The 19989-nt window shown below is 55.2% G+C and carries 14 protein-coding genes and 1 other annotated feature; of the genes, 6 read left to right on the top strand and 8 right to left on the bottom strand.

The window, feature by feature from the left end; translation table 11 throughout:
- Window positions 1-17: 17 nt before the first annotated feature.
- From DWY76_RS04055 to DWY76_RS04045, 3 genes are all read right to left on the bottom strand, one after another.
- Window positions 18-1688, bottom strand: a complete 1671-nt coding sequence (locus DWY76_RS04055) for an extracellular solute-binding protein (protein ID WP_120079955.1) — start codon at window positions 1686-1688, stop codon at window positions 18-20.
- Between the two features lie 76 nt (window positions 1689-1764).
- Window positions 1765-2670: a carbohydrate ABC transporter permease gene (locus DWY76_RS04050; RefSeq protein ID WP_044954131.1), complete on the bottom strand. Its 906-nt coding sequence runs from the start codon at window positions 2668-2670 to the stop codon at window positions 1765-1767.
- Between the two features lie 13 nt (window positions 2671-2683).
- Window positions 2684-3631, bottom strand: a complete 948-nt coding sequence (locus DWY76_RS04045) for an ABC transporter permease subunit (protein WP_005945026.1) — start codon at window positions 3629-3631, stop codon at window positions 2684-2686.
- Between the two features lie 358 nt (window positions 3632-3989).
- On the opposite strand from DWY76_RS04045, the gene DWY76_RS04040 reads away from it, so the two are divergent.
- The 5 genes from DWY76_RS04040 to DWY76_RS04020 are packed head-to-tail and all read left to right on the top strand — an operon-like array spanning window position 3990 to window position 9129.
- Window positions 3990-5045 carry a LacI family DNA-binding transcriptional regulator gene (locus DWY76_RS04040; protein WP_097781456.1) on the top strand — a complete coding sequence of 352 codons (1056 nt, stop codon included), beginning with the start codon at window positions 3990-3992 and terminating at the stop codon, window positions 5043-5045.
- Window positions 5042-5713 carry a DUF624 domain-containing protein gene (locus DWY76_RS04035; RefSeq protein WP_243111914.1) on the top strand — a complete coding sequence of 224 codons (672 nt, stop codon included), beginning with the start codon at window positions 5042-5044 and terminating at the stop codon, window positions 5711-5713. The genes DWY76_RS04040 and DWY76_RS04035 overlap by 4 nt, the downstream gene beginning before the upstream one ends.
- Window positions 5700-6317, top strand: coding sequence for a hypothetical protein (locus DWY76_RS04030; RefSeq protein ID WP_005945036.1), 618 nt, complete (start codon window positions 5700-5702; stop codon window positions 6315-6317). Before DWY76_RS04035 ends, DWY76_RS04030 begins: the two co-directional genes overlap by 14 nt.
- Window positions 6318-6360: 43 nt before the next feature.
- Window positions 6361-7293, top strand: a complete 933-nt coding sequence (locus tag DWY76_RS04025) for a carbohydrate kinase (protein WP_120079951.1) — start codon at window positions 6361-6363, stop codon at window positions 7291-7293.
- A 3-nt stretch (window positions 7294-7296) separates the two neighbouring features.
- The gene (locus DWY76_RS04020; RefSeq protein WP_120079949.1) at window positions 7297-9129 is read left to right on the top strand and encodes an amylosucrase; all 1833 of its coding nucleotides are present in this window, start codon (window positions 7297-7299) and stop codon (window positions 9127-9129) included.
- A 212-nt stretch (window positions 9130-9341) separates the two neighbouring features.
- Here DWY76_RS04020 and DWY76_RS04015 read toward each other — a convergent pair whose 3' ends face one another.
- From DWY76_RS04015 to DWY76_RS14490, 4 genes are all read right to left on the bottom strand, one after another.
- Window positions 9342-12413 carry a hypothetical protein gene (locus tag DWY76_RS04015; RefSeq protein WP_120079947.1) on the bottom strand — a complete coding sequence of 1024 codons (3072 nt, stop codon included), beginning with the start codon at window positions 12411-12413 and terminating at the stop codon, window positions 9342-9344.
- A 217-nt stretch (window positions 12414-12630) separates the two neighbouring features.
- Entirely contained in the window at window positions 12631-15432 is a 2802-nt protein-coding gene (locus DWY76_RS04010; RefSeq protein ID WP_120079945.1) for a hypothetical protein, read from the bottom strand.
- Between the two features lie 232 nt (window positions 15433-15664).
- A complete protein-coding gene (locus DWY76_RS04005; protein ID WP_097773826.1) occupies window positions 15665-16609 on the bottom strand; it encodes a bile acid:sodium symporter family protein in 945 nt (314 codons plus the stop codon).
- A gap of 80 nt (window positions 16610-16689) precedes the next feature.
- Window positions 16690-16945 (bottom strand) — a binding site (T-box leader).
- Between the two features lie 98 nt (window positions 16946-17043).
- On the bottom strand, window positions 17044-17214 hold the full coding sequence (locus tag DWY76_RS14490) for an FAD-binding protein (protein ID WP_120079943.1): 171 nt from the start codon (window positions 17212-17214) through the stop codon (window positions 17044-17046).
- A gap of 2 nt (window positions 17215-17216) precedes the next feature.
- Here DWY76_RS14490 and DWY76_RS03995 point away from each other — a divergent pair, with 2 nt between their 5' ends.
- Window positions 17217-17723: an FCD domain-containing protein gene (locus tag DWY76_RS03995; protein WP_120079941.1), complete on the top strand. Its 507-nt coding sequence runs from the start codon at window positions 17217-17219 to the stop codon at window positions 17721-17723.
- Between the two features lie 116 nt (window positions 17724-17839).
- Here DWY76_RS03995 and DWY76_RS03990 read toward each other — a convergent pair whose 3' ends face one another.
- Complete coding sequence (locus DWY76_RS03990; RefSeq protein ID WP_120079939.1) at window positions 17840-19855, bottom strand: FAD-dependent oxidoreductase; 2016 nt, start codon at window positions 19853-19855, stop codon at window positions 17840-17842.
- Window positions 19856-19989: the final 134 nt, after the last annotated feature.

The raw sequence follows: 19989 nt of genomic DNA, 5'->3' as shown, positions 1-19989 counted from the left end.
TCCAAAGGAAAGAATTCTTATGCGTAGTAAGCATCCAGATATTTCTGCATAATGCCCAGATAGTCGGACAGGCCGTAGTCTTCCAGCTTGCTCAGATATTCGTTCCACTCTGCATCCTTCGTGCCGTTCATGATCCAGTTGGCCTTCTGCGTATTCATGTAGGTCTGCAGATCTGCCTGCAGGTTAGAGACCTGCTCGGTGTCCTCGCTGCTCATAAAGACATTGGGATAGACATAATCGTTGTTCATATCCGGGGTGTAGATCTCCTTGATCCAGTCCAGACGATACTGTGCATCGTCCGGGCAGGTAACGTATACACCATAGTAATCATCCAGAACCGCCAGAGGTCCACTGACACACTGCGCTTCACGGACTTCCACGGGAGAAGCATCGCCCAGAGGAGCGTGCTTCAGCATGGGCTCGCCCTTATCGTTGGTGGACAGTTCAAAAATGTTAAAGCCTTCCGCATCGCCGTAAGTACCCCAGTTGTTCTGCGGAGACTGGAGGGGTGCGTACATCTGATCCAGCCATGCGCAAACCAGTGCAGGATTAGTCGCCTTTGCAGTGACAACGCATCTGCCGCGGGCAAAGCCGCTGGTGAAAGAGCCGTTCTGCGGAGTGATATTCCGGGTATCGGCGGTCAGGGCAGGCAGCGGCTCCCAGTCGGTCAGGTTGTCAATGTTGGCAACATCCCAGCTGAAGCAGACACCATAGCGGCCAGCCTTGCCCTTGGAAACATAGGTGGACCACTCCTGCGTGAAGCACTCCGGGTCGATGAGCTTCTCGGCATACAGCTTGTGCAGCCAGTCCAGACCATCACGGTAGCCCTGCTGGGTGGCGGCACAGATGACTTTCCGGTCATTGGTAACGGCGATATGGCGGTCCTTGTCAGCATCGCCGTAGCCTTCGCCAAAGCCATTGATGAGGATGCTGGGGTCCTGATCGCCGTTGTTGACGATGCAGGACATGGGGATGATGTCGCCGTCAATGCCATACTCTGCCTTGATAGAAGCGGCGTTATCACGGAATGCAATCAGCACCTGCTCAAACTCGTCCACCGTGGTGGGCATCGACAGACCGAGGAAGTTCAGCCACTTGGTATTGATGAAGCTCATGTTGCCAATGGTCTGGATGGCGGTCTTTTCCGAGCCGAGCTGCTCGATCCAGGGCAGTGCCCAGATGTGGCCATCGCTGTCGGTGCACATGGTGCGGTACTCCGGGTACTGCTCAAAGACCTTCTGGAGATAAGGCATATTGTTGTCAATGTAGTCTTCCAGATTGAGGATGACACCCTGATCTGCGTAGCGCAGCAGATTGCTGTCGGTAAAATCAGCAGTAAAAACAAAATCCGTCAGGGTGTTGGGGTTGGACATATTCAGGGTGATCTTATCGCTCCACTGGTCGGACTGGATGGCGGTCCAGTCGATGTGCACATTGGTCTGCTCTTCCAGACGCTTGAAGATGGTGCGGTTGTTCGGTTCGGGTTCGCTGCCCACAGGGAAGCTGGTCATACCGGTAAAGGTGACCTTTTCGGACAGCGGAAATGTAACGGCACCGGTCACGTCCACAGCTGCGGCAGCAGAATCGCCGCTGCCGGTGGATTTGCCGCCACAGGCAGACAGAGCAGCGGCAGAGCCCGCCAGAGCGCAGACCTTGAGGAAGTTGCGGCGAGAGATCAGCTTTTTCATGGTATTTTCTCCTTTTTCGTGTTTCTTTTTTCGTGTAACAGATGAGCGTACCTGCTTATAAAATTCTGGAATATCCTCAGCCCTTAATGGAACCAGCCATGATGCCGGCATCAAAATACTTCTGGAAGAAGGGATACATCACCAGCAGCGGCAGACTGGAAATAATAATGGTTGCATATTTGAGCAGCTCTGCCATCTTGGCACGTTCGGCAGTACTCTGGATATCTGCGATCATGCCGGATTCCGGCTGGCTCTGGATCAGGATGGAACGCAGCACCAGCTGCAGCGGCTGCTTCGATGCGCTGTTCAGGTAGATCATGGCGTCAAAGTAGCTGTTCCACATTGCCACGAACTGCCACAGGGCCAGAACTGCCACCACCGGCATACAGACGGGCAGCAGGATCTTGAAGAAGTAAAGCATCTCGCTGGCTCCATCCACATCCGCAGCTTCGCGCAGCTCACGCGGGACGCCTTGATAATAGGTACGGGCAATGATCATGTTCCACACGCTGAATGCTCCCGGCAGAATGACCGCCCACATGGAATCCAGCAGACCCAGATTGTTGATGAGCAGGTAGGTGGGGATCAGACCGCCGCTGAAAAACATCGTGATCACAAACAAGGTGTTGAAGATCTTTTTGCCTTTGAAGTCCGGCAGCGACATGGGATAAGCGGCAAGCATCGTCACAGCTACCGAGATGATGGTGAAGATGATCGAGTAAAGCACCGCGTTCCTGAAGCCGACCCAGATCTGCTTGTCCGAAACGACACGCTGGTAAGCATCCAGACTCCACTTGCTGAAATCAAAGGAGATGCCCTTGTTTTGCAGCGTGACCGGGTCCATAAAGGACGCGATGACGATGTAGATCATCGGAACGATGATCGCCAGCAGGAACAAACCCAGAAGTGCGTAGCCGCAGTACAGGATGATCTTATCTTGTCTGGTGTAGAGGGCCATTTTTGATTTTTTCTGTTTTGCCATGGTAAACCCCTCCTTACAAGCCCTTGCCATCGTTCATTTTGGCAACGATCTTGTTCACTGCGATCAGCAGGATGACGTTGACAACGGTGTTGAACAGACCGACTGCCGTGGAAAAGCTGTAATCGCCGTCCAACAGGCCCTTTTTATAAACGTACGTTGCAATGATCTCGGCAGTGTTCAGGTTCAGGTCCGTTTGCAGGGCATAGGCTTTTTCAAAACCGATGCTCATGATGTTGCCTGCCTGCAGGATAAACTGAATAACGACCATATCCTTAATGGCGGGCCACTCCACCGTCATGATCTGCTGGATCAGGTTTGCGCCGTCGATCATCGCAGCTTCCTTCAGATCTTTGCTGGCGTTAGAAAGGGATGCGGTGTACATGATGGATGCCCAGCCGGCACCCTGCCAGATGCCGCTGATAATGTAGATGGGGCGGAATGCTTCCGGCAGCGTCATGAAGTTGATGCTGGTGTGAAGCAGGCCGTTCACCGGACCGGTGACACTCAGCAGCACTCGGACGATGCCGCACAGCACGATGACCGAGATGAAGTTGGGCATATACAGCACCAGCTGCACCTTCTGCTTGATCTTCTTGCTCTCGATACGGTTGAGCAGGAATGCCAGCAGGATGGGGATCGGGAAGCCCCACAGCAGACCGTAGACGCTCAGCTTCAGGGTGTTGATCAGATAGCGCTGGAAGTCCGGCGAGGACATGAAGCGGGTAAAGTTTTTGAAGCCTACCCACTCGCTGCCCCAGATGCCTTTGAAGGGATTGTACTTCTGGAATGCGATCAGAACACCGCCCATGGGAGCGTACTTGAACACCAGCGTCAGCGCCACGGCAGGCAGCAGGAACAACAGGTAAAGCTGCCAATGCCGTTTGATGTAGACCCATGTGTTGTGCAGCTTGCGTTCTGCTGTCAGCACAGCCGTTTCCGGCGAGGCCGTCTTTGCTTTCATGAATCATTCTCCTCCTTTTTGATTTGCTTGCCGTTTGATTCGCACTTTACATTTGCACCTTTGAATTTTACTTTTTTCGTTTCGATTGTGCAAATGTAAAATCCTTTGATTTATTTATACCACCCAAGCAAGCGAATGTCAACGATAATTCATGGTATACATCAAAAATTATTGTGGATTTGTACAGATGCACAAATTCAAAAGTGCGCAAATATGCAAAATGATGATTTGCATTTTTGCATTTGACTAATTTGTGCATTTGCACTATACTGGAGTCGCAAAGAATAAGATCCGTCACCAGACTTTATCTATAAAAGAAAGAACACCCGCTCCTATTTATAAAGAAAGAGGATGACTTATGGCAACCAAAGTCACCATTCAGGATATTGCAAACGAACTGCAGCTTTCCCGCAACACAGTTTCAAAGGCCATCAACAACACCGGTGTGCTGGCAGATGCCACACGGGAGAAGATCCTGCGCAAAGCCGCCGAAATGGGCTATAAGCAGTTTGCCTATCTGCCGCTGTTTCAGGAAGACACTGCAAAAGCAGCAGAGCATTCCATTCTGCCGAGTGACAAACGGGAGATCGCCATGCTGACGACCCAGTTTCTGAGCAGCTCTCACTTTTCCTCCATGATGCTGGATCGTTTCCAGTCGGAAATCGAGCATCTGCATAGCTGTACGACCATTCATCGCATTTCTCCCATAGAGCTGAAAGAGAAAAAACTTCCATCTTCTCTCAACATCCAGCGCACAGCCGGCATCATCTGCATTGAAGTATTCGACTATGACTACGCACAGATGCTGTGCGATCTGGATGTTCCGCTGCTGTTTGTAGACACCCCTGTGATGGATATGCGTCCTCCCCTTAAAGCCGACCGCCTTTATATGGAAAACCGCATTGAGGTCCAGAATGCGGTGGCCCACATGGTCCAGCGCGGCAAAAAGCGCATCAGCTTTGCGGGGGATAAAAACCACTGTCAGTCCTTCTTTGAGCGTTATATGGCTTATAAGGATGCAGTGGAGTACTTTGGTCTGACAGAAGGCCTGAGCACCTGTGCGATGCCATCTGGGCAGCAGAACTATCCGGTATCCCTGTACGAAACCATACGTCGGTTCAAAACGATGCCGGATGCCTTTGTCTGCGCCAATGACTTTGTTGCCATGGATCTGGTCAAGGCATTGAATGAGCTGGGGTATTCGGTTCCCGATGATATCTGGGTCTGCGGCTTCGATGACAGTCAGGAGGCTTCCTACTTTGCCCCCCATCTGACTTCGATCCATATCCATGGACAGATCATGGGCTACACCGCTGCCAATCTGCTTATGACCCGCATCGAAGAGCCGTCGCTGAACTATCGCACCGTCTATACGGAAACCAACCTGATCCTGCGCGAATCCACAGGAGATTGAGCGAAAGGAGAACCCCCATGCGTGACCTGTGCAATACGGACAAGCCGCTGTTTGCTGTGCTGACGAAATTGACTTACAGTGCTTACCTGAACATCTTATGGCTCGTGTGCAGCCTGCCCATCGTTACCATAGGGGCTTCTACGACCGCATTGTTCTACGTCACGCTCAAAATGGCGGAAGATCGGGACGATGGTCTGACCCGGATGTTTTTTAAGGCGTTCCGGGAAAATTTTAAGCCTGCCACAAAACTCTGGCTTATCCTGCTGGCAGTCGGCAGTTTCCTGGCTGCGGATGGCTTTGTGCTGCGCCGAATGTGGAGCGAAAACATTTTCTGGACGCTGCTCACTGCAGTGCTTATTGGTGCGGCAATTCTGTACGGCATCGTTCTGCTGTATGCCTTTCCTCTGCTGGCACGGTTTGAAAACACCACCTTCGGCATCCTGAAAACAGCGTTTCTCGTGGGTGTCCGGTATCTGTTTTGCACCCTGCTGATGGCGGCGATCTATGGCATCATGGGGTACGTCATAGTGTTTGTATTCACGCCTGCATTCCTGCTGGGCATGGGCTTGTGCGCCATGCTCTGCTCCTTTCTGATGCTTCGGATCCTCTATCTGATCGGTGGAGACCCTGATGCAGTACATGAGGAATCCGACCATGACAAAAACTGACCGGGATACGCTCCGCTCCCTCCATGGGCGCAAAAAGTGGGAGCACATCTGGGCATATTACAAGCTGCCCATTGCGATCGTGCTCATCGTCGTCTATATCCTCGGGTATGCAGCCTACCGTCATGTGACGAAAAAAGAGGATGTGCTTTACCTTGGTCTGGTAAATATCACTGCCGGGTCTGATCTGACGGAACAGCTTACCACCGGCTTTGCCGAGGCGCAGGGTCTGACCAAAAAGCAACAGGTCGATCTGCTGTCCGGCTTGCTGCTCAGCGAAAGCGACCGCGCAGAGGAGCAGTATGTATATGCTTCGGAGATGAAGCTGCTGGGTGCAGTCAGTGCCCAGCGGTTAGATGTTGTTCTGATGGACGAATATGCACGGGATCGACTGTTGGCAGATGATTATTTTCTCGATCTGCGGACACTGGATGCGTCTTTCCATGCACTGTCGGGTCTGAACGCCGGTGGGACCGTGCTGGATATTTCGGACACGCCGTTTGTCAGGCAGGCAGGTTTTTCTGGCAGGGTCTATCTTGGGGTAGTGCAGAATGCACCGCACCCGGAGCGTGCAGCCGCTTACATTCATTATCTGTTCCAGCGGTGACCGTTGGGTTTTAGCTTATAGGATAAAAATAAGGAGAAAACGCATGGACATTTTAACGATTGGTGAAGTTTTGATCGACCTGACCCAGACCGGCAAGGATGCGCGCGGCATCCCCCAGTTTGCCGCAAACCCCGGCGGTGCACCGGCCAATCTGGCGGTGGCTGCTTCCAGACTGGGCGCACAGACTGCCTTTATCGGCAAGGTGGGTGCGGATGCTTTTGGCCGCTACCTGAAAGAGGTTCTGGCAGAAAACAAGGTAGACGTTTCCGGCATGGCGGTGGATGCAGACCACCCCACCACCATGGCAGTCGTGTCGGTGGATGCCACCGGCGAGCGGGATTTCAGCTTCTACCGCAGCGCCAACGCTGATGTGATGCTGAGCAAAGAGGACATTTCGGACGAGGCTCTGAAAGCTGCCAAAATCGTCCACTTCGGCTCTGTCAGCCTCACCGCTGACCCCTCCCGCACTGCCACGCTGGATGCTGCTGCCCGCGCCAAAAAGCTGGGTGCTACCATCACCTACGACCCCAACTACCGTGCAAACCTCTGGAAGAACAAAGAGGATGCCATTGCCCAGATGAAAGCTCCCCTGCCGCTGGTGGATATCCTGAAGGTATCCGATGAGGAGCTTCCCCTGCTCACCGGCACCACCGACTGCGAAAGCGGCACGGCACAACTGGCACAGAACGGCATCCGGCTGATTTTCGTCACCTTGGGTGCAAACGGCGTATTCTACCGCTTTGGGGACAAGACCGGCCATGTGGCAGGTGTCCCCTGCAAGGTGGGTGATACCAACGGCGCAGGCGATACCTTCTTTGGGGCAGCGCTGTCCAAGCTCTGCAAGGAGGAGCTGGACACCCTGACGGTGGACAAGCTGGAAGGCATTCTGGCTTTTGCCAACAAAGCGGCCAGCATCACCACCAGCCGCCACGGCGCTATCCCCGCCATGCCCACCCTTGCAGAAGTGGAGGGCTGAACCATGGCAGCAAAACAGGAATTTGCATCCCGGTTTGCCAAGCACAAGGACGAGCTGGAATGGCTGTTCATGGAACTGTACCACAACCGGGAAGGGCTGGAAGTTCTGGAGCGGGAGATGGCAGAAGCCTACAACGCCCGCAGCGCCGAGCTGAAAGCACTGGACAAGGCACGCTCTGCCGACCCGGAGTGGTACAAGCGGGGCAATATGTTCGGCATGACCATGTACACCGACCTCTTTGCCGGAAACCTGAAAGAACTGGCAAAGAAGCTGCCCTACCTCAAGGAGCAGAAGCTGACCTATCTGCACCTGATGCCCCTGCTGCAGATGCCCCATCCCCACAACGATGGCGGCTATGCGGTGGAGGATTTCGACACCGTAGACCCGGCCCTTGGCACTAACAAGGATCTGGAAAACCTGACCCGGGAGCTGCGGAAAGCCGGCATCAGCCTGTGTTTGGATTTTGTCATGAACCACACCGCCAGCACCCACCGCTGGGCCATGGCGGCAAAAGCTGGCGACCCGTGGTTTCAGGCCTATTACCATCTCTACGAGGACCGCACCATCCCCGACCAGTACGAGCAGACGGTGCCTCAGGTGTTCCCCAACACCGCACCCGGCAACTTTACATGGTGTGAAGAAATGCACAAGTGGGTGCTGACCACCTTCCACGACTACCAGTGGGACCTGAACTACGCAAACCCGGCGGTGTTTGTGGACATGACCAAGAGCATTCTGCATCTGGCAAATCTGGGCGTAGAGGTGTTCCGCATTGACGCCGTGCCCTACATCTGGAAGCAGCTGGGCACCACCTGCCGCAACCTGCCGCAGGTGCACACCATCGTGCGGATGCTGCGCATGGTATTGGAATGCGTCTGCCCGGCGGTCATCCTCAAAGGCGAGGTGGTCATGGCTCCCAAGGAGCTGGCCGCCTATTTCGGCACCCCGGAAAAACCGGAATGCCACATGCTCTACAACGTGTCCACCATGGTCAACCTGTGGGGCGCCCTTGCCAGCCGGGATACCCGGCTGCTGAAGGCGCAGCTGGATGCTCTCCACGCCCTGCCGGACAACTGCTGGTTCGTGAACTATCTGCGCTGCCACGATGATATCGGCTGGGGTCTGGATGAGGCGGTGGAGAAACGACTCGGCATTGACCCGCAGAAACATAAAGAATATCTGTACCACTTCTACGAGGGCAATTTCCCCGGCAGCTGGGCAAAGGGTGAGCTGTACAACTACGACCCTGCCACCGGCGATGCCCGAAGCTGCGGCACCACCGCCAGCCTGTGCGGTATCGAACAGGCACTGGAAAAAGGCGATAAAACCGCACTGGACTACGCGGTGAAACGTGACCTGCTGCTGCACACTGCTATGGCGTTTTTGCAGGGTTTCCCCATGCTGAACTGCGGGGACGAGATCGCACAACTCAATGGCTGGGATTATAAAAACGACCCCGACCGTGTGGAGGACAGTCGTAACCTGCACCGCAGCAAATTCAACTGGGAGGACGCAAAGCAGCGCACCCGGAAGGGCACGCTGCAAAACAAGTTGTGGCAGGGCATGGAGCAGCTGCGCCAAATGCGTGCAGACCCCTGCTTTGCCCCGGATGCGTGGGTGACCACATGGGACAGCCACAACCCCGGCGTGCTGGCGCTGGTACGCAAGCGCGGTGAGGAAACGCTGGTGGGGCTGTTCAACTTTACCGAGTACCCGGCAGGGGCCAGTCTGGACGCTCTGGGCGGCGAGTATCACACCCCGGAGGGCACTTCCGTCTGGCTGGCGGATGTGGAGCTGGAGCCCTATCAGGCACTGTTGGTAAAAACAAATAAGTAAAGCGGAATACTCCGGTAACTTTCTCTTGGTCAGAAAGTTGCTGGAGTATTTTTGTTTCGCGCAAACTGCAAGGTCACTGGATCATTGAAATGTCGGAGATGATTGCCACCGCCAATGCCACGCGTGCCTGCGCAAAAAATCCCCCCGATACCGGGTATCCGGTATCGGGGGGATCTGTCATTCTGAGGCTTTACGGAGGAAGCGCTCAGAGGTTACTTTTTGGGGAACGCCTTGTTCCAGATCTCAATGGTCTTGAACTTGGGCATCCAGCCGTCCGATTCAAACTTGCCTTCCCGTGCATCCAGCAGACCCTGCTCCACGCACCACTGAGCGGCCTTGGCCTGCTCGGCATCGGTGATGTCTGCAAAGGCGGGCTGTGCGGCGGGTTCGGGCTTGCCCTTCTCAGTCCAGATGAGCAGGGCCAGCTGGCCGCGGTTTGCGGGGATGGCTGCGCCCTCGGGCAGGAGGTTGTGCAGGATCACGCGGGTGGCGATCTCGTAGCCGCCCCAGATGGCTGCACCGCCCACGGCCACGGCGGCAATGGTGCCACCTGTGGTATCCATGGGTGCAGGTTCTACGCCGAAGTCTTCATCAATAGGTTCGTCCGGTCCGGCCACCGCGCTGGCCGACCAGTGGGCGATCAGTTTGACCGGGTAAACGGGCATCTCAAACGTCGTGGCCGCGCTCTTGGCATTGTTCAGCTTGAGCTGCAGATTTTCCGGAATGCCACCGGGGAATTTCTCGTAGAAGCTATCGGGGTACACGATCTCCCATTCCACGAACTCCATGCCGGGGTATTTCTCGGCATCATACGGGGTAGCTGTGATCTCCACCGTGGTGCCGATCTCTGCGGGGATATCGCTGCCCTCGCCCAGAGTGGACTTTGCCGTGCCGCCCGTAACAGTAACGGTACTCCTCAGCACGGAAGCGGGGATGCTGTAAACGGCGGTCAGCTTCACGCCGTCCTGCGGCATGGTAAAGACGATCTTTTCCGTGCCCTTTTCCGTTTCGGAGCCCAGACTACCCTCAATTATGCCAATATTCTTGCTGGAATCTTTTTCCACCTTCCAGTGATGGAACGACTCATTCTCCTTGGCAGGCTCATCGGCTTCGATCGTGACGGTCTGGCCCGGCTGTACGAACACCGTGCCCGTCTGGCTTTCGCCCTCTCCGACGCGGATCGTGCCGCCCTTCACTGTGACCTGCATATCTAATACAGGTGCCGGGAAGCTATAAGAAGCTTTCAGCTCCACCGGGCTGGCCGGCATGGTGAAGGTCATAGTTTTTTCGGTATTTTTCTGCGCTTCGGTCAGTTCAAAGCTTTCCGGGCTGATCACTTTCCAGCCGCCGAACTTTGTAACACTCGGGTTTTTGTTCTCACCGCTCACTGTGACCTTTTCGCCTGCAAAGGCGGTAGTCAGTTTTCCATCCGTGTCACCAACGACCTGCGCGGTGCCGTTTTTCACGGTAATGCTGTAAGTCTCCCTCGGCTCAATGCGCAGGTATCTTTTTTCTATTGTCTCAGGAATCGGGGTAATGCGGGAGTCCTTGTACTCCGAAGATTTGGCGTACTCCGAAGATTTGGCCATGATATAGACATAGGGTTTGCCATTCGCCTGAGTGAAGCTCACTTTGCCAAGGTTCTCGTAACTGTAACGGTTACTGTCCAGTTCCACAATACCGCTGCATGTGATCTCTGCGCCGTCCTGACCGATCGAACGATTCACACTGCCGGACGTCACCGTCACATTGTTTGCACTCTTCACCGTCAGCTTCGAAACCGTCGTGCCATGCTCATTACCAAGCTTTATATCGCCAATACAGTCAATCATCGTTTCGCCGCTAATGCCGCCTTCGGTCGTGACCGTGTCTGCCTTCACGGTAAGGCCATTCGTTATCAGGTTTCGGCCGTCACCACGCGAACCGCCCCAATTTTCGAGGATCACATCACCGGAACAGGTGATCTCCGCCTTGCCTTGAATTGCTGCAGCCGCACCGCCACCTAGCTTGGTCACTTTCACATCCTTTGCGCCGTTTACGGTCAGGTCACCTTCCACAACGTGGGATGCATCCGCTTCCAGATCAATGGAAACATCCTCCGGTGCCGTGATGGTCAGGGCGCCGTTAATGAATTGTCCCTCTTTCAGCTTCAGGGTCTTTTCCTCAATGTTATAGCAGAGGATGCCGTCTCCAAGGATGTCTTCATAGTTCTTTCTGGTAACAGGCTTATCATTGATTGTGATTTTGAAATCCTGTACAATTTCGGCAACCTTAACGTCGTTCTCGTCCAGTTTGATGATCGTGCCAAGCAGCTTGCTGGGGTCAATTTCAGCTTCCTGTTGACCATTGCCGATATAAATGTCATCGTCATCTACAGTTTTCAGCGTAACATTGCCGCCGGTGATCTGGATGTTTTCGCCTTTGCCACTCACTCGTCCGCCGCCGATGGCCGCAACAGGGCCGCTTCCGCCGCCGGATCGAGAATTTACAGTGCCGCCCTCAATGGTAATGTTCTTACCGTCACCTTGATAGCCGCCGCCAATGCCTGCTGCTTCGCCACCGGGTATCGCCGTTACATTACCATCGCGAATCGTAATATTTTGACCCGCTGCGCTTTGACCTCCGCCAATGCCTGCACCCCATGTACCGCCGTTGGCCTTGATCGTACCACTTTCAATCACAATATTGCCGGCATTTTTATTCCGTGCGCCGCCAATGCCCGCGCCGCCCTGACCGCCGTAAGCTTCCAGCGTACCGGTGCCGCTGATGGTCAGGGTCCCGTTGTCGTCGGCCTTTTCCACACCGGCGTGGTCCGTGCCGCTGCGCAGGGTATTCGTGTTCGTGCCTGCAATGATCAGCTCCACATTGCCGCTGACCGAGACTGCCGCATCGGAAGTAGTCTCGATATTGACATTAGACAGTGTGACTTTTGCACCAGTGGTGCCGCCTTCGATGGTAATGGTATTGTCCGTCGGGCTGCCGTTCGTTGTGATAGACAGATTACCACTTTGCTGGGGAGCATTTTCGCCCTGCTGGACATACTGTTTGCCATCATCCCCAATATAGACTCTGATGCTGCCGTACTTGAGATCCATCTGATACGCAGGTTCTTCTTCCATCATACCGTTCTCTTCGTCCAGCACGCTCACCGCGCTTTTGGCGGCGGTGCTCTGCTGGAGCAGGGCATCGGTGCTCTCAGCCAGCGCCGGGGCGGAAAGGCTGAACATCATGCATGCTGCCAGCGCAGCGGAAGCTGCCCGCCGGGCCAAAATATTTCGTTTCATAGGGTTCCTCCTTTGCGAAAATTATTACGGGGGGGGGGTATATATTACGGTACTTTGATTATCTCACACTTTACCGGATTTTGGAAGCAAACCTGCGTGAATCGCCCTAAAAGCAGCGTGAAAAGCACGATTTGTGCCGGTTCTGTTGCAGTTGTCCGGCCCGCAGGCACAGCAAAGCCCCCGGCAGGTTTGCGCCTGCCGGGGGCTGTTTGCTGTTTTACTGCTTGGGGAATGCCTTATTCCACACTTCGATCACCTTGAACTTCGGGGTCCAGCCTTCGGGCTCAAAGCGGTCGCCCTTGGTAGCCATGGTGCCCTGCTCGGTGCACCACTGTGCGGCCTTTGCCATATCGGGGTCGGTCACATCCGCAAAGGCGGGTGCGCCTGCGGGTTCGGGTCTGCCTGCGGTGTTCCACACCAGCAGGGCCAGCTGGCCGCGGTTTGCCGGGATGGCTGCGCCCTCGGGCAGGAGGCCGTTCAGGATGACGCGGGTGGCGATCTCGTAGCCGCCCCAGATGGCTGCACCGCCAACGGCCACGGCGGCAATTGCACCGCCCGTGGTATCCATGGGTGCAGGTTCTACGCCGAAGTCTTCATCAATAGGTTCGTCCGGTCCGGCCACCGCGCTGGCCGACCAGTGGGCGATCAGTTTGACCGGGTAAACGGGCATCTCAAACGTCGTGGCCGCGCTCTTGGCATTGTTCAGCTTGAGCTGCAGATTTTCCGGAATGCCACCGGGGAATTTCTCGTAGAAGCTATCGGGGTACTTGATCTCCCATTCCACGAACTCCATGCCGGGGTATTTCTCGGCATCATATGGGGTAGCTGTGATCTTCACCTCGGTGCCGATCTCTGCGGGGATATCGCTGCCCTCGCCCAGAGTGGACTTTGCCGTGCCGCCCTCAACAGTAACGGTGCTCCTCAGCACGGAAGCGGGAACGCTGTAAACGGCGGTCAGCTTCACATTGCCATTGGGCATATCAAAGCTGATTTCCTCGGTGCCTGCTTCCTCTTTGGAGCCAAGCTTGCCATCGGTCAGGGTAAAGGCGGTGCTTCCCTCTTCCACCTTCCAGTGGTGGAACTTCACGCCCTTGGCGGCATCCTCATCGGTGGGTGCTTTGGCCTTGACGGTGACCGTTTCGCCCTCAAAGGCGGTAGTAATCCGGCCGGTGGTGTCGTCGCCCACCTGCGCGGTGCCGTTCGCAACGGTAATGCTGTAGTAAGTCTCCCTCGGCTCAATGCGCAGGTAGCTGCTTTCTACCGTATCAGGGAGCGGATGGATGCGCGGGTCGATCAGCTTTGCATCCGGCTCATCGCTGGTATAGTAGACGTAGTCCTTGTCGCCTGCCTGTGTAAAGTCAACAGTGCCCACACGGCCGCCCGGTGCTTTGTTTTCCAGGATCACAGTGCCGGAAGCGGTGATCTTGGTATCTTCGGAGACTGCTCTTTCGTCATCACTGATGGTAATGGTGACATTCTCGGCCTTGTTGATCGTCAGGTTTTTCGCCGCTCTACCATCGGTACTCTCAATGGTCACGTCACCCTTGCTGGTGATAGTCGCATCGTAATTCACCGCAGCTGCACAGTTTGTATAAATGTTTACTTTGCTGGAATTTATAATATTCAGGCTTCCGTTCACGGCCATGAATCCGCCGCTGATATCCACCTCGCCGGTGCAGTCGATCGTGCTGGTATCATCTCTGGCCATAATTGCAGCCAGTTCATTGCTGTTGACCTTCACATTATGTGCATTCTCCACAATCAACTTTGCAGCCACAGCAATCTGATCTTTACCATCCAGATTTATATCCTTGCCGGGTGCGTTGATTTTTTGAAGCGACTTTGGTAGTGTGCCATTCGACTTCAACGTTTGGGTGGTCGGGTCGTAACTCAGCACACCCTTATCTAAAATGTCTTTACAGTTTTTGCTGGTAACGCGGGTTGGTGTAGTGTTCTCGCTGCCCACCTCAAGGCCATAATCCTGTACAACATTGTAATTCGGGTTCAGAGTCACGTTCTTGTCCGGCATGGTAAAGTTGACTGTGGGGTTCGCCTTCTGCTCCTTTGTAAGCGTGATGCCCTCAGCAGTCCAGCCGGTAAACTCAGCGTTTTCTCTGCCTGCAGCGGTCACGGTGACCTTTTCGCCCGCAAAGGCAGTCTTCAGTTCTGTACTCTGTCCCTGCAGCTTGATGGCTGCATCTTCTGCAGTATTGATGTTGTAGCGCATTTTCGGCGCAATGCGCACATACTTTGCCGTTTCTACTGGGATGGGCATAACATTCGGGTCAATTGCAGTATCTGCTGTATCATCGGTGTAGTAACCATAATCACCAGCGTAGGTAATGCTCTGTGCAATTCTGCCGTTTTGGTTCTTTTTAAAAAAGGTCGCCGGGCAGGCGCATTCAATTATCACATCGCCACCGACCGCAGAATCGCCCTCGCTTTCGATCTGCACACTTGCCGCGCTGTGTACGGTAAGGTTTCTGCCAATAGCCGCCCAAGAACTGTCATTCGTTATAACGGTCAGCTTCCCGGTGCAGGTAACATTTACATCGCTCTGAACCGCTGCAAATTTCTGACTGGAAACCGTCACATCATTCGCATTTTCAATTGTCAGGATACCGTTAAGTCCGCTATCCTGCAATGCAAAATACTTGCCATTCAGCTCTACATCCACGCCCGGTGCATTGATAGACAGGAGTCCGTAGATGGTTCCATTTGAGGTCAGCTTTTTGGCAGCCGGATCATAGCTGAGGGTACTGTCACTACTGTCACCAAGAATATTGTCGCAGTTTGCGCTGGTAACAGGTATTGCCTTTTTGCCGTGTGTAACAGTAATACCGTAGTTAACTATGTCACCATTTTCCGCGTCCAGCACGCTCACGGCGCTGCGGCGGGTCATGCTCAGCTGCATCAGCGCGTCGGTGCTCTCAGCCAGCGCCGGAGCGGAAAAGGTGAACATCATGCATCCGGCCAGCGCCGCCGATACTGCACGCCGGATAAGTTTGCCTTGTTTCATGGTATAACCTCCTTTTTTCTCCCTCGCATTTTTACGGGGGGGGGGTATGTATTACTGTACCTTGATTATTTCACACTTTACCGGATTTTGGAAGCAAAACTGCGTGAATCGCCCTAAAAGCAGCGTGAAAAGCACGATTTGTGCCGGTTCTGTTGCAGTTGCCCGGCCCGAAGGCACAGCAAAGCCCCCGGCAGGTTTGCGCCTGCCGGGGGCTTTACTATGTTATGAAAGATCAATCCTTCTTCTCTGCTGTGCGGGCAAAGAAGTTGGCGAGGATCGCACCGGAAATGTTATGCCACACGGAGAACACAGCGCCGGGAATGGTAGCCAGCGGATACTGTGCAAAGTGTGCGGCGGCCAGACTGGTTGCAAGGCCGGAGTTCTGCATACCCACCTCGATGGAGATCGCGCGGCACTTGGTGGAGTCCAGCTTGAGCAGCTTGCCCACGCCAAAGCCGGTGAGGTAGCCCAGCACATTGTGCAGGATGACCACCACAAGGATCAGCAGACCGCTGGTCATGATCTTGGCGCTGTTGGCGGAGACCACGGCGCAGATGATCAGCACGATGGCGGTAGTGGAGACCAGAGGCAGCACGCGGACGGCTTCCTCGGTGAACTTATGGAAGAAGTGATTGACCACAAAGCCCAGTGCGATGGGCACCAGCACCACCTTGACGATGGACATGAACATGCTCATGGGGTTCACGTCAACACGCTGGCCAGCGTACAGCAGGGTGAGCAGCGGAGTGAGGAACGGAGCCAGCACGGTGGAAACAGCGGTCATGCCAACGGACAGTGCAACGTCGCCCTTGGAAAGGTAGGTCATCACGTTGGAAGAGGTGCCGCCGGGGCAGGTGCCAACCAGGATCACGCCAATGGCCAGCTCGGTGGGCAGGTGGAACACCTGCGTGAGCGCCCATGCCAGAAACGGCATGAGGGTGAACTGTGCAACGCAGCCCACGATCACATCCTTCGGGCGGCTGAACACCACCTTGAAGTCCTCCGGCTTCAGGGTAAGGCCCATGCCGAACATCACGATGCCCAGCAGGTTATTGACCCACGCCGTCTTTACCACGCTGAACGGACCGGGGAAGAACAGGGCACCCGCGGCCACCACAATAACGATGGCGGCCATGTACTTGCCCACAAAGTCGCTTACTTTTTCCAGTGTCTTCATAATTGTTTCTCCTTTTCCTTCTGACATGCTTTGGGACAAAAGCATCCGCAAAATAAAACGCCCTTGTCCCCTACGGTCTGTAAGAGACAAAGGCGTGTAATATCCTCTGCGGTACCACTCTTATTGCCAGCACAACGCTGACCACTCAGTGCACGTCCAACAACGCGCGGCCCGTGATAACGGGGGCCTGCCGTTCCTGCTTACTGGGGCGCGCACCGCCCATTCAGCCGAAAAGCTCGGAGAGGATCTTCCCACGGATGCCCTGCACTGCCTTGCACCAACCGGCAGCTCTCTGCAGCATTCCTTCCGGGTACTTTTTCTCGTCATAGCCGTAATACTCTTGGTGACATGGAGTATACTCCCCTGCAAAGGCAAAGTCAATAGAATGGGGCCTTCTGATTTTTCATGCAGTTCATTTCAGGAGTGAAAGTGGTTCACGCAGCAAAGCCGCCCACCCACAACGGGCAGACGGCCTTGCCCTCTTCGCACTTTTCCACAATGACGACCTTTGCGCCGTTGTCGGCTGCGGTCTTGGCGGCTACCATACCGGCAGCGCCCATGCCCATGACCACAACGTCATACTCAGCGTCCCAGCGGACGGGCAAAGGTGAACTCCTTCTTCTCAGCAGGTGCAGCGGCAGTGCTGGAAGCAGCAGTGCTGCTGGCGCTGGAACGGGAGCTGGGCTTTGCCCTGTTCGACCGCAGCTCCCGCCGCGCCGTGCTCACCGAGGCCGGGCGCAGCTTTTACCAGACCGCCTCGCCGGAGCTGATCGCAAAGCTGGAAAGCTACCTCAAGACCATGAAGGCCTCTGTGGGCAAGTGCGAAGAGTTCATCAACGCGGATGTTGCGTTCCACATGGAGATCATCAACGCCTGCGGCAATGCCTACACCATTGCCATTATGAACGAGACCTTCCAGCGCCGGGCCAATCTGGGCAAGATGCTGATTCTTTCCACGGGCTATTATGGCGGCATCTACTACCACGGCATTCTGCTGGATGCTTTCCGCAAGCACGATGTCAAGCGCGCCCGGGTCATGATGGAAGAGCACCTGCAGCACGGCCTGTACGATCTGGAATCCGATAATCTGGGGCAGGAGAAAAACGACCTCTGAGCCGCTTTTTCCTGTCTGATACGCAAAAAAGATCCCGTTCACCCAGAAGTGGACGGGATCTTTTATTGCTTATGGGGCTTTACTGCAGCCGATCAGGCTTTGACGAAGGCAGCTGCTTACTTTGCAGCCAGGTATTTGCCCAGTTCGCGGCCCAGCGTCAGGCACATACCAATGCTCACACCGGGGATCGGGGTGATGTACTCGGGGCCGAAGCGCATACCGCAGGTGTTGCCGGAAGCGTACAGGCCCTCGATGGGCTGATAATCCTCGTTCAGCACCTGCTGGTCATTGGTGGTCACAAAGCCGCCGGTGGTCACCAGTGCAAAGCCCAGACTCGGGGTGGTGACATGGGCGTAGAAGGGAGCCTTTGCAACTGCATTCAGGAAGTGCGGGTCCTTGGCAAAGTCGCTGTCGTAGCCCTCGGCGCAAACCTTATTGTACTGCTCCACAGTAGCGGAAAGGGCTGCAGGCTCCACACCGATGTACTCAGCCAGCTGTTCGATGGTGTCGGCGCAGTACCAGCCGTTGGCACCCTCGGCACCAGCAGCCTTTGCGGCCTCAAAGTTGTCCTTCATGGCTTCCACCACAGCGGGCATGTCGTACTCGAATGCCTGATGGCCGGGGAAGCCGCGCAGGATCTGGGTCTCATAGGTGCTGTCGTAGATGGAGGTGATATTGCCGCGCTTTGCACGTGCCATGAAGAAGCCGTTGATCTCCGGGCCGGCAAAGGCTTCATTCTGGAAGCGCTGGCCATTCTCGTCCACCCACAGGGGGCCGGGCAGATAGTCGGGCACGGTCATGGAGTCGAAGTTCATGGTGGAGATGTCGCCCTCCAGACGGCCGCCTGCCCACACACCCATCTGGATGGTGGAGCCGTCGCGGCCAAAGGGAGCAAAGAAGTCCTCATCCTTGGTGAACAGACGCTTGATGTCCGGCAGCAGATCGTCCATCATTTCCTTGTTGCCGCCAAAGCCGCCGCCTGCCAGCACAACGCCGTTCTTGGCGTTGATCTTGAGGTAATTGCCGTCGCTGTCCTGTGCGATCACGCCGGTGACCTTTGCACCGTCCATTACCAGCTGCACACCCTTGGTGCCAAACAGAGCGGTGGCATTGTCAGAGAAATTCTCCTCCACATAATTGTAGTTGTCCCAGCTCAGGTCCTTCAGCTCCAGCTGACCGGCGGTGTTGTTGTTCTTCTCGCCGCTGGCGGGGTTCTCCCAGTAGTTCTCCCACCATTCCAGCGTGCCGGTGTAGTAGTGCATGCCGTTGTTCAGCTGGTGCACGGTGTACTCGTTGTCCGGCCAGAACTGGATGCGGGTCTTGGCCAGCGTGTCCGGGTTGATCTTGTCCAGCCACCAGTCCACCGTGCTGCCGCTGTTCTTGGCAAACTTCATCACCAGTGCGGTGTTTGCCTTGCCGTGGGTCTGCATCATCCAGTTGTTCACAAACTCCACTTCGTCCACCTTGGGCACACCGTGGCTCAGCAGGTAGTCCGAGTTGATGTGGCCGATATCGTGGCCGACCGTCCACCAGCTCTCGCGGGGCATGGCTTCCAGCACCAGAACGTTCTTGCCCTCTTCGGCCAGCTCACGGTAGCAGCTCAGGCCGGCATAGCCCATACCGATGATGGCAACGTCAACATCGTAGGTCTTGGTGATCTCACTGTCCGGGATGGCTTCCGGGGCGGTGCGCCAGCTGGCAGCCTGCTCAGAAGCTTCCGGGGCAGACACTGCAGTGCCGCCCATGGCCTGTGTGATGCAGTCGTTCATGCACTGCTTCACAGCATCGCTGGTAATGGTTGCACCGGACACGCCGTCGATGGTGCTGTTCTGAGCTTCCAGCAGCTGCTTGATCAGGTCATCCTTTGCGGCCTGACCAATGGAGTCGGTCTCACCGGACAGATCCAGCTGGATGTCAGTAATGGCTGTCTCGCTGAAGGTGGCGGTCATGGTGATATCGCTCATGCCCTTGGCCGTGGCAGTGTAGGTGCCCGGGGTGTACTTTGCAGCGGCAGAAGATGCAGCCGTGCTGCCGGAAGCAGCATTGCAGGCAGCCAGTGCACCGGCGGTGATGCCGCTCATGGCAGCAGCAGAAGCCAGCTTCAGAAAGCTTTTGCGCGAGATCTTTTTCATCTTGGTGATTCCTTTCGTTTTTCTCTTTCTTCTCAATGTGCGGGGTCGTGTGCCCCTTTCGATTGTTAATTCTATCACAATATCTCTCACTTGAAAAATATTGCTTTCTTCTTATAATTAGAAGTAAAAGTTAT

It is taken from the genome of Faecalibacterium sp. AF27-11BH (assembly GCF_003603005.1).
Lineage (GTDB): Bacteria > Bacillota > Clostridia > Oscillospirales > Ruminococcaceae > Faecalibacterium > Faecalibacterium taiwanense.
This window is presented reverse-complemented; position numbering and strand designations above follow the sequence as displayed.